We start from the raw sequence: 10,841 nt of genomic DNA, 5'->3' as shown, positions 1-10,841 counted from the left end.
GGTCGGCCAAGGCACGAACCCCTGGATTTGGCTATGCTCAGAAGACTCATTTTGTGACGAGGGGTTTATGGACGATCCAGTCGACAACAAGCCCCCGACCTTCTGGCAGATGCTGCACAGTGTCATGGCAGCCGCATTCGGGGTGCAGAGCGGGAAGAATCGCGCACGGGACTTCACCCATGGCAAACCCAGTCACTTCATCGTGCTGGGGATTCTGTTCACGGTGGTGTTTGCCCTGTCGTTGTTCGGCATCGTCAAGCTGGTGTTGATGCTGGCCCTGTAGGAGCGAGTGCCCGCTTGCGGCATGCTCGCGATGGACGTCAACGATAATGCTGGCAACCTGATTCCCCGCGGTGGCCGGGCCTCCATCGCGAGCATGCTCGCTCCTACAGGTGAGATGCCGATCTAATGCATCAGGGTTTGCAGGCTGAACGGATAACGATAAGACGTCGGCTGCCCCTTGGCCGAGAGCTTGCGAAATTCCACACCGAAGTTTTGCGCGTTGCCCATCGCCAGCAGCCGCCTGGCCTGAGCCCGATCGATCACCTGCAATAACGGAACCTGCCGGTCGCGCCCCCCATATTGGCTGACATCGACGCCCTGGTTGAAGTCATGCAGCTGCACCAACGCCCAGCCGCCCAGGGTGAAATGCCCGCCCAGCAACACACTCAAGCGATTGTCCAGCAATGCGCGCAATGCCGTTGGCGAATTGTTGATGGTGCCGAACAGCGCATCCTTGCCAGGCCTGCCGCCCGCTTCTTCGAAGGCCTGCATGACGCCCGAAGCCATTTCGTCGTTGGCCGACCAGACCAGCGATGTCTGCGGGTAGCGCTTGAACAGCACCTTGGCCTGCTCGTAGGCGCGTTCCCGGCTCCAACCACCGTAAACCCGCTGACGCAGACGCACTTCCGGGTGTTCGGCCAATGCCCGTCGCATGCCTTTCTCGCGCAACTGCGCAGCCGGCGTGACTTTCAATCCCGAGAAGGCCAACAGGTCAATCGTCTGGCCGGGGGCGACCTTGGGGTGCAGCCGAATCAGCTCCTTGAGCATCAGGTAGCCGCCCTCCTCGTCGTTGGGCACCAGGCTGCCCACCCAATCGGGATACTTGTCAGGGCGCGCGCCGAGCAAGTGCATCTGGTCCGGACTCAGCGCGTTGTTGACCAGGAACAGCTTCACACCGCTGCCTTTCGCCAGGCGCAAGATTTCCGGGGCGATATTTTGCTCGTTGACGAATACCAGGTAATCCGGGCGATTTGGCCCAAGCAGGGCTTCGCGCGCCTGCCTGATGTTGATTTCGGGCGTTCTGTCGGAGTACTCGATGCGCAAATCCATGTGCAGGTCACTGGCCGCAGCCTGCATGAATTGCGAGTAACTGGTCCAGAAAACTTCCCTGGGCGTTCCCGGATTCAGGAACAGCACCGACTCCGCCTGGACGCAAGGCCCCACGACCATGCCCAGCGTCAGTAATACGCCACACAGAAACTTCAACATTGGTCGTCCGAGCCCCCGGAAATTCGCCGCGCATTATAGCCAGCGAACTTCCGTAAAACGGCGACTTTTCCAGTTTTTGTCAGACAATCGTCGGAACCGGGCCCGGACGGGTCGTTTACTGATGGCTGACCCAGAAAACCGCCGTCCCCACGACCAGAATGATCAGGAACAAGATTGCCCAGGCATCAACGGTGCTATCGCTTTTCCGTGCTTTGGTTGGGTTGCTCATTGCATCGCCTCTTGTCGGTTTTATCGGTGATTGCATAAAGACTCGAGCAGAGTAAAGACGACGTTTGCCCGCACCACAAACAGGGGCTTTGCAACAACGATTCTCATTAGGCGATTTGGTTCTTTACATATGCTCAAACATCACTTTTACGCATAACTGCAAACTGTTATCGTGCCCCCCGGCTCCGAAGGGAGTGCGCGGCCGTGCGCGCAGAATTGCAGAGGCTCCTGGACTGCGGCAAGCACAAAAACGCAGCTGTATCCGAGCGACCCAAGCCTGAGAACAGGACTTATATGTACGTATACGACGAATACGATCAGCGAATCATCGAGGACCGCGTCAAGCAGTTCCGTGATCAGACCCGACGCTATCTGGCAGGCGAGCTGAGCGAAGAAGAATTCCGCCCCCTGCGCCTGCAAAATGGCCTGTATATCCAGCGCTTCGCGCCGATGTTGCGGGTTGCGGTGCCTTACGGCCAGCTGACTTCGCGCCAGATTCGAATGATGGCCAAAATTGCCCGTGACTACGATAAGGGCTACGCCCACATCAGTACCCGGCAGAACGTGCAGTTCAACTGGCCGGCGGTGGAAGACATTCCGGACATCCTGGCTGAACTGGCCACCGTGCAGATGCACGCGATCCAGACCAGCGGCAACTGCCTGCGCAACGTCACCACCGACCAGTTCGCCGGCGTCGCCGCCGACGAATTGATCGACCCGCGCCCGTGGTGCGAAATCGTTCGCCAGTGGACCACGTTCCACCCGGAATTCGCCTACCTGCCGCGTAAATTCAAGATTGCCATCAACGGTTCGACGTCCGACCGTGCCGCCATCGAAGTCCATGACATCGGCCTTGAGCCGGTGCACAACGCCGCTGGCGAACTGGGCTTCCGCGTGCTGGTCGGTGGTGGTCTGGGCCGTACGCCGGTCGTGGGCGCATTCATCAATGAGTTCCTGCCGTGGCAAGACCTGTTGAGCTACCTCGACGCCATCCTGCGGGTCTACAACCGTTATGGCCGTCGCGACAACAAGTACAAGGCGCGGATCAAGATCCTGGTCAAGGCGCTGACGCCTGAAGTCTTCGCACAGAAAGTCGATGCGGAAATGGAGCACCTGCGCGGTGGCCAGACCACGCTGACCGAAGCCGAAGTGCATCGCGTTGCCAAGCATTTCGTCGACCCGGACTACAAGGCCCTGGACGACCAGAGCGCGGCGCTGGCCGAGCTCGACAAGGAACACCCCGGTTTCGCCCGCTGGCGCACCCGTAACACCGTGGCGCACAAGAAGCCGGGTTATGTCGCCGTGACCCTGTCCCTGAAGCCGACCGGCGTTGCGCCGGGCGACATCACCGACAAGCAGCTCGACGCCGTGGCCGATCTGGCCGAGCGTTACAGCTTCGGTCAACTGCGCACCTCCCACGAACAGAACATCATCCTGGCCGACGTTGAACAGAGCCAGCTGTTCGCCATGTGGGGCGAGTTGCGCGAGCAAGGTTTCGCCACGCCGAACATCGGCCTGCTGACCGACATCATCTGCTGCCCGGGTGGTGACTTCTGCTCCCTGGCCAACGCCAAGTCGATCCCGATCGCCGAATCGATCCAGCGCCGTTTCGACGACCTGGACTACCTGTTCGACATCGGTGAACTGGACCTGAACATCTCCGGCTGCATGAACGCCTGTGGTCACCACCACGTCGGCCACATCGGCATCCTCGGGGTGGACAAGAAAGGCGAAGAGTTCTACCAGGTATCCCTCGGCGGCAGTGCCAGTCGCGACGCCAGCCTGGGCAAGATCCTCGGCCCGTCCTTCGCCCAGGAAGCCATGCCTGACGTGATCTCGAAGCTGATCGATGTGTACGTGGAACAACGTACCGAAGACGAACGCTTCATCGACACCTACCAGCGTATTGGCATCGACCTCTTCAAGGAACGCGTCTATGCAGAGAATAATTAAGAACAACGAGGTCGTTGACGAAACCTGGCACCTGCTGCCCAAGGACTTCAACATCGACGAAATCACCAACTGCGACGACTACATCGTCCCGTTGCAGCTGTGGCGCGAACACAGTCGCATGCTCCTGGCCCGCGATGGCGGCCTGGGCGTGTGGCTGGACGCCGGTGAAGAAGCCGAGGAAATCGGTGAAGACGTGGCGAATTTTCAAGTCATTGCCTTGAATTTCCCGGCCTTCACCGATGGCCGCAACTATTCCAACGCTCGCCTGCTGCGTGACCGTTATGGTTTCAAGGGCGAATTGCGGGCGATTGGCGATGTGCTGCGCGACCAGTTGTTCTACCTGCGTCGCTGCGGTTTCGATGCCTTTGCATTGCGCGCCGACAAGGACCCGTATGAAGCGCTGGAAAGCCTCCAGGACTTCTCGGTGACCTATCAGGCCGCCACCGACGAACCGCTGCCGCTGTTCCGTCGCCGCTGATCGTGGTGCCTTGAACCCCTGGCGGGGTTCAAGGCTGGCGATTGTCATCACTGCCCCTGCAATTCCTCAATTTCAAATGGCCTGCCCATGCGCAGCCAGTCCTTGTACAACCGAACCCTGTGCTCCAGCCGTGTGAAGCTGGCGAACGGGTTCTCCGCATCCAGTGCCGATAGCGCCACGTCGCTGCTCAACACCCCCCACAACTCATTCGACGCATCCGCCTCACCCAACACGTGCCAGAGCCGCGCCTGAATCAGGGGGTAGCTCACCCGGTAATCGGCGGTGCGAGTCAGGGGTTCGAACAGGCGCAAAAAGCGCGCGCCCCGAGGTTTTGCCAACAGCCGCTGCCAGATCATTTGCTTGAGCTCGCTGTCCGCTTGCGGCAGCCGTTGCAGCCAGGCCGCCGGTTGCGTAACGCTGGCGTCGGCCGTACTCAGCCAGAGGTTCAGGCCGGTCTGTTCGCGATGGCTGACGATGCGCCGCAAGCTGTCCTCATCAGTGAGCGGATTACCCCACAGCTGTACCCGATCCCTGGCCACCGCCTGAGCCAGCACCGCAGGCGGGAAGCGTCCGATGCGGTTGTCGCTGAGGTCGAGCAGCTCCATGGAGGGCTGTTCGGAAATGCCGACGGGACAATGACTGATGCCGGTGTTATGCAAATTCAGCCGTCGCAACTCATTCATCCCTGACACCAGTGGTGGCACAGCCAGCGGGTTGTCACTCAAATCCAGCGTGCGCAGATGCACCAGCCCTGATAGCCGGCCAGCGGTTTGCTCACTCAGCACCAGGCCGGTCGACTTGAGATTCAGCTCGGTCAGGTTCGGCATTTGCCAGATCGCACGTGGCAAACTGCCTTCAAGTACGCCCCGGGCATTGACCCCGCGCAGGTCGACACCTTCAAGGTTCAGGGTTCGCAGATTGGGAAAGCACTCCAGGAAATCCCACAGCGTTTCGGGCCGGGTAATTTGAAAACCCTTCATGGACAGTTCCAGGACATTGTCGAACCTGCCGCTCAATGCCGGTAGAGACACAAAGTGTTCGAAGTCCATGTCGAGTTTGTAACCCAGCAATTGCTCACCGGCCATGATGCGACTGCGGGCCTGTCCGATGTGTTGCCAGAAACCCATGAGCTCAATGACCAACCCCTTCCTTGCCTCGCGCTCGTAATGCAACGCCTCCTCGACACGTTCCAGATTCTCGTCGTCGATCTGAGCGACATCCATGCCTTGCGCGTCCTCATCGCCCACGCGCAACAACGGCACATCAAAGTCTTCCAGTTCCAGCACTGTACCGGTGACCCATTGATTGAAATCGGCATCCAGTTGGTTGAGCCGGGCTTCCAGACGCTCCAGCTCGGCCATCGCCCCGCCGCCCAGGGCCTCGAGGAAGTCGGCTGCCTGCTGGAAGCTCAAGCCGGGATAAATCCACCTGACCCGAAACAGCTCGACATCCCGCGACAGCCCCGCCCCACTTGCCGTCGCCGGGTAACCGCCGCCTCGCAGCCCCATGGCCTCGAACGTGAGCCCACTGTCCATACGCTGCAGGCCACTGATGAGTTGGGCACGCGGCAGCCTGTGCTCGCGAATTTTCAGTTGCAAGTCCTCGACCGCCCTCAACGGGTCGAGTTCGAGGGCCGCTCGCTCCGGCGCTGTCAGGAGGTCGTGAACCGCCTGATAGAAATTGTTGGCAGCCTGGCCGGCGCCCGGACCGAGGAAACCATCGCCAACCTTGATCAGCCGCCGGCAATCCGTTGACTCCACCGCCCCGACTCGATCCAGGACACGGCCACTGGCCGATCCGTCGAGAACTTCAATACTCAGCGCCCTGGGCCAACCCGGCAATCGGGTCAGGGAATGCAAGGCCAGTGTTTGCGTCTGCGGATTATCCAGCGATTGCAGGTAAAGCCCCTCATACGCACGTTGCAGCCGCACGTGTTGTTGATACTCGCTGAGCTTGCCATCCAGCTGGCGCATCAAACGTCGGCTTTCCAGCATCGACGGTGGCGCGTGGAGATCCACGCCAGAGCGCTCGAGTACCTGTTCGATGGCGTTTTTCGGCAAACCCGGGTACTGCTTCTGGAACAACTTCACCCACCGCGAGTCGCTGTGCTGGAGTGCAGCGTAACGTGCGTTGAAGGCCTGGCTACGGGCAAGGCCCACGTCCATCCCCGCCAGCTCCCGATCGATTCTGAAGCGCTCGAGGGTGTCGGCCAGTTGCGGCGTCGGCGGGCGGCGTCCGGCTTGCATCAGACGCAGCATGTCATCGTCCACCGTGCTGATATGGGCGATTTGCTGCAGCGCTTCATCGTCCAGTGACGCCACGGGTGCGCCAATGCCGCGTAACAGCTCCAGGCGTGTGGCTACTGAAGGGGCGGTGGTCGGCTGCACTTCGGGGGTTTCTGGATGGATCTCGGGGGCTTTCGAAGCCTGTACCGGCTCAACCGAGCGTTCCGAAACCACTTCGGCCACGCCCTCGCCGCGCAGTGCCGCCGTTGCGCCCAGCACTGGCAGCGCATTGAGCAGGCCGAACACAGTACGGGTCAATCCAGCCGAGCGATCATCCGGGTCATGGCCGTTGACGGCCTGGTCCAGGCCATAACCGGCATCGATGATGCCGGCCAGCGCCAGCAGCCCTTCCCCGCCCGGGACAAACAGGGCCAGCGGGGCGTAACGGTTGATCCATTGCACAACGGGCTCGACCACCGCACTCAGATCATCTCGATTGACCTGCGCGTCGTCGCGAATGGTTTGAACGCTGGCGATGGCCGCCTGTTTCATGCTCAAGACCAGTTGTGCGAACGGATCGGTGGACGCCGGTACCGTCTCGAGATGAATGTAATCGGCCGGATCCCAGTAACCGTCGTCATTGAAAAAACCATGACCCTTTTGCAGGTGGTGTTGCCGCGGATACAGGCGCATGCCATCCAGGGCGGTCAGCACCCCGGCGTGGAAAGTCCCATCTACACGATCGTCCTCGGCAAAGTGCGCCGCCAGGGCCTGCTTGCAGCTCGCGTCCGCGGCCTGCTGGACGATCCAGTGTCGCAACGCCTGGGTATCGGCGAACTCGTGCAAGGGCGAGGCATTGCCAGGAACGTAGAGCAGGACCCTCGATTGCGACGAATGACGAAAAACCCAGAGGTCATCGCTGGTGTAGCGATAAATCACCAGGCGCGACACTTCAAGCTCATGCAACCTACGGGTGGGCGCCTGCAACTGGTCGAGCGTCAACCGAGCCCAGCCCTGATCCACGGGCAACCCGGCCGCTTGCAGTGCCAGTTCAAGCCCGTCCTGCGTGAGGCTGTTCTCCTGCCGTTGCAAGTAGGCTGCCATGACGAACGCGGTCTTGACCGAGGTTCGCAGCGGACAAGATTGCGCAGCAGTGATGGAGGCGTCGTTGGGCCAGGCTTTATCCACGTAGGCGCTGTACTTGTCCTTGAGCTCGAGTCGCCACACCCAGTCTTTGAATTCGGCGGGCGTTATCTGCAGTTGCGTCTGCGGACCGTAGGTTTGCGGGAGCGTTTGCCGGTAGATACCTTCGTAGTTTGTGTGGTTGCCATTGCCGACATAGGCGAACTCATCGACATTGTCGACGATCCGCACGCAGGGGCCGATAACAGGCGGCGTGTACAGGCCGAACGCCGTCTCGCCGAAACGCCCGTCGCCGACGGTTTGATAATTGCTCAGCACCACCTGGGTCAGGCTCTGTGTGCTCTGCACCCGCCCCTGCTCCATGCCGTCAATCGCCGGATGGCCGTGATAGTCATAGTTGAGGTTGACCAGCAGGGTGCTCTGGGGATCGATGTCCTTGCCCCATCGCTCTTGAATGAGTTGGTTGGCGAACTGCGCGGGTGACAGTGGCAGTGTGTTATCGATTAACGCCTTGAGATCTTCGCGTTGTCGAGACTTGATCATGGTGCAATTCCTTTGCAGTGAGTCGGAAAGCGCGAGCCTAAGCCAATCGCCTCCTCGACCAATGCCGGAAAAACCACCTGCCCAGTCTTGAAATGTCCACGCTGACTGTCAGAAGTCCGAACCAATGAAAAAGCCCTGAAACAAGAGCGGAAGCTTTGTTTCAGGGCTTGAAGAAGGTGGGGATGTAGCCGACAAGCTTGACTTCACCAGAAGCGTTGTTGAGTCAAACGACTCCACCAGGTCAACAACAGGCGATCCACCGAACCGCTGGCCGCCAGCCCCACGCGCTCCTGCAGACTCTTGCGCTCGGAATAATGCAGGTGGAACAACTCGGCGCCCTTGGCGCGTTCGGCCAGATACTCATCGCTGGTCTTGAGCTCGTCCACCAACTGCCTGTCCAGTGCTGCGACACCGAGCCAGATTTCACCGGTGGCCACTTCGTCGATAGCCAATTGCGGCCGGTAGCGCGAGACAAAATTCTTGAACAGCTGATGGGTGATATCCAGGTCTTCCTGGAATTTTTCCCGACCTTTCTCGGTGTTTTCGCCAAACACGGTCAGGGTGCGCTTGTATTCACCGGCGGTCAGCACTTCGAAGTCGATGTCGTGCTTTTTCAGCAGGCGATTGACGTTAGGCAGCTGCGCCACCACGCCGATCGAACCGAGGATGGCGAAGGGTGCGCTGATGATCTTCTGGCCGATGCACGCCATCATGTAGCCACCACTGGCCGCGACCTTATCGATACACACGGTCAGGGGCACACCGGCTTCGCGGATACGTGCCAGTTGCGAGGAGGCCAGGCCGTAGCTATGGACCATGCCGCCACCGCTTTCCAGGCGCAGCACCACTTCGTCCTTCGGTGTGGCGAGGGTCAGCAAGGCGGTGATTTCGTGGCGCAGGCTTTCGGTGGCCGAAGCCTTGATATCGCCATTGAAATCCAACACGAACACCCGCGGTTTGGCTTCGGTTTTTTTCTTCTGTTTCTTGTCGGTTTTAGCCTGGGTCTTGCGCAGGGCCTTGAGTTGGTCCTTGTCGAGCAAGGTTTGCTCCAGGCGCTCGCGCAGTCCTTTGTAGAAATCATTGAGCTTGCTGACCTGCAACTGGCCGGACGACTTGCGCCGTCCCTTGCTGCGCAAGGCCGCAAAACTGGCCAGGACCACCAGGATGGCGATCACCAGGGTTACGGTCTTGGCCAGAAAAATGGCGTACTCGGAAAAAAACTCCACGGGGACTCCTCAAACGATGCGCGGCTTGAACGCGCGCGGGATACCTCCAGCATACCCATGCGTCGACCTTGCGACCAGCCGTTAAACCTGTGGCGACAGGCCTGTAACGGGCATTTCAAACAAGCGTATGTTTTTTCATTGACAGCACACCGCCATCCTCATAACCTCGCCAAACCTTCAACGTACCGGGAAGACGCGGACGTGGGCAGTATCTATCTGATTCGACATGGCCAGGCCTCCTTCGGTGCAGACGACTATGACGTCCTGTCGCCGACCGGCATTCTTCAGGCGGAAATCCTTGGCCGTCACCTGGCCGAACTGGGGATCAGCTTCGACCGTTGCCTGGCGGGCGACCTGCGCCGCCAGCAGCACACGGCCCGCAGCGCGCTGGACCAATTCGCCGCGGTGGGCCTGCCGGTGCCGATCCTGGAGACCGACTGCGCCTTCAACGAATTCGACGCCGATGCGGTGATCCGCGCTCTGTTGCCGGCCCTGCTGCCGGACGAACCCGAAGCGCTGGACATCTTGCGCAACGCCACGCAAAACCGTGGTGAGTTCCAGCGTATCTTCGCCCTGATCATCGAGCGCTGGCTTGCCGGCACCTATGACACACCGGGCCTGGAAAGCTGGCTGGGCTTTGTCGAGCGGGTGCGCGGCGGCTTGCATCGCATTCTCGACCAGGCCGACAACACCCAGAAAATCGCCGTGTTCACCTCCGGCGGTACCATCACTGCCCTGCTCCACCTGATTACGCAAATGCCTGCCCGGCAGGCCTTTGAATTGAACTGGCAAATCGTCAACACCTCGCTCAACCAGCTCAAGTTTCGCGGTCGCGAGGTGGCCCTGGCATCCTTCAATAGTCATGCGCACCTGCAACTGTTGAAGGCCCCGGAACTCATCACGTTTCGCTGAGTCCGGACTATTGTGACCCTGGCTGTAATCACCCAGCTCTTATTACCCAAAAAAGGATCGAACCATGACCTCCGTAGCAGACGCCGTACAAGCCATGAAAGCCAAGTTCAACCCAGCCGCTGCTGCCGGTCTGGACCTGGTCTTCGGTTTCCGCATCGACGACACCAAGAACTTCTCGTTGATCGTCAAGGACCAGACCTGCGAGCTGCAGGAAGGCGAGAACCCGGACGCCCAGGTGACCCTGGTGATGGACGGCGAAACCCTGCAAGGCATCGTCAGTGGCGAAACCGACGGCATGCAAGCGTTCATGGGCGGCAAACTGCGCGCTGAAGGCGACATGATGCTGGCGATGAAACTGTCCGAGCTGTTCCCGTCGTAAGCACCGGGCTCCCGATTGTCGGGAGCGTGCCTGCTGCAAACGAATCCCGCCCTTGGTGGCGGGATTCGTCGTTTTTGCCTGCCAGCCGCTGATCTGTGGCGAGGGGGCTTGCCCCCGTTGGGGCGCGAAGCGGCCCTTGGCGTCCTTCCGATAAGTCGAAATCACTGGTTGTGCGACTGCTTCGCAGTCGAACGGGGGCAAGCCCCCTCGCCACAGGTTCGGTGGTGCTCATACAATATCCGCACTCCCCACACCGGCCACCC

Annotated in this window: 8 protein-coding genes; 5 read left to right on the top strand and 3 right to left on the bottom strand. The window is 60.2% G+C overall.

The genetic code is table 11. The annotated features are described in order from the left end of the window. Window positions 1-67: 67 nt before the first annotated feature. On the top strand, window positions 68-283 hold the full coding sequence (locus CAG47_RS15280; RefSeq protein WP_085725693.1) for a DUF2970 domain-containing protein: 216 nt from the start codon (window positions 68-70) through the stop codon (window positions 281-283). A 122-nt stretch (window positions 284-405) separates the two neighbouring features. On the opposite strand, the gene CAG47_RS15275 is transcribed toward CAG47_RS15280, so the two are convergent. Continuing rightward, window positions 406-1,491: an ABC transporter substrate-binding protein gene (locus CAG47_RS15275; RefSeq protein ID WP_085725692.1), complete on the bottom strand. Its 1,086-nt coding sequence runs from the start codon at window positions 1,489-1,491 to the stop codon at window positions 406-408. Window positions 1,492-2,013: 522 nt separating this feature from the next. Between CAG47_RS15275 and CAG47_RS15270 the strand changes: the two genes are divergently transcribed. Both CAG47_RS15270 and CAG47_RS15265 read left to right on the top strand, forming a co-directional pair. Then, a complete protein-coding gene (locus CAG47_RS15270; RefSeq protein ID WP_085725691.1) occupies window positions 2,014-3,672 on the top strand; it encodes a nitrite/sulfite reductase in 1,659 nt (552 codons plus the stop codon). Beyond that, window positions 3,656-4,150, top strand: a complete 495-nt coding sequence (locus CAG47_RS15265) for a DUF934 domain-containing protein (RefSeq protein ID WP_085725690.1) — start codon at window positions 3,656-3,658, stop codon at window positions 4,148-4,150. Before CAG47_RS15270 ends, CAG47_RS15265 begins: the two co-directional genes overlap by 17 nt. Before the next feature lie 47 nt (window positions 4,151-4,197). Here the strand turns inward: CAG47_RS15265 and CAG47_RS15260 are convergent, their stop codons facing one another. Next, window positions 4,198-8,061, bottom strand: a complete 3,864-nt coding sequence (locus tag CAG47_RS15260) for a dermonecrotic toxin domain-containing protein (RefSeq protein WP_085725689.1) — start codon at window positions 8,059-8,061, stop codon at window positions 4,198-4,200. A 203-nt stretch (window positions 8,062-8,264) separates the two neighbouring features. Continuing rightward, window positions 8,265-9,287 carry a protease SohB gene (gene sohB / locus CAG47_RS15255; RefSeq protein WP_085725688.1) on the bottom strand — a complete coding sequence of 341 codons (1,023 nt, stop codon included), beginning with the start codon at window positions 9,285-9,287 and terminating at the stop codon, window positions 8,265-8,267. 201 nt (window positions 9,288-9,488) lie between these two features. Here sohB and CAG47_RS15250 point away from each other — a divergent pair, with 201 nt between their 5' ends. Together CAG47_RS15250 and CAG47_RS15245 are read left to right on the top strand one after the other, a co-directional pair. Beyond that, window positions 9,489-10,199, top strand: a complete 711-nt coding sequence (locus tag CAG47_RS15250) for a histidine phosphatase family protein (protein ID WP_085725687.1) — start codon at window positions 9,489-9,491, stop codon at window positions 10,197-10,199. Window positions 10,200-10,263: 64 nt separating this feature from the next. After that, a complete protein-coding gene (locus CAG47_RS15245; RefSeq protein WP_085725686.1) occupies window positions 10,264-10,578 on the top strand; it encodes an SCP2 sterol-binding domain-containing protein in 315 nt (104 codons plus the stop codon). Window positions 10,579-10,841 lie beyond the last annotated feature (263 nt).

Source organism: Pseudomonas sp. R37(2017) (assembly GCF_002113375.1).
Classification (GTDB): Bacteria; Pseudomonadota; Gammaproteobacteria; order Pseudomonadales; family Pseudomonadaceae; genus Aquipseudomonas.
This window is presented reverse-complemented; position numbering and strand designations above follow the sequence as displayed.

Coding starts and splice junctions, on each gene's coding strand:
- CAG47_RS15265 (WP_085725690.1), top strand. CDS start 3,656: ATGCAGAGAATAATTAAGAACAACGAGGTCGTTGACGAAACCTGGCAC.
- CAG47_RS15260 (WP_085725689.1), bottom strand. CDS start 8,061: ATGATCAAGTCTCGACAACGCGAAGATCTCAAGGCGTTAATCGATAAC.
- CAG47_RS15270 (WP_085725691.1), top strand. CDS start 2,014: ATGTACGTATACGACGAATACGATCAGCGAATCATCGAGGACCGCGTC.
- CAG47_RS15245 (WP_085725686.1), top strand. CDS start 10,264: ATGACCTCCGTAGCAGACGCCGTACAAGCCATGAAAGCCAAGTTCAAC.
- CAG47_RS15280 (WP_085725693.1), top strand. CDS start 68: ATGGACGATCCAGTCGACAACAAGCCCCCGACCTTCTGGCAGATGCTG.
- CAG47_RS15275 (WP_085725692.1), bottom strand. CDS start 1,491: ATGTTGAAGTTTCTGTGTGGCGTATTACTGACGCTGGGCATGGTCGTG.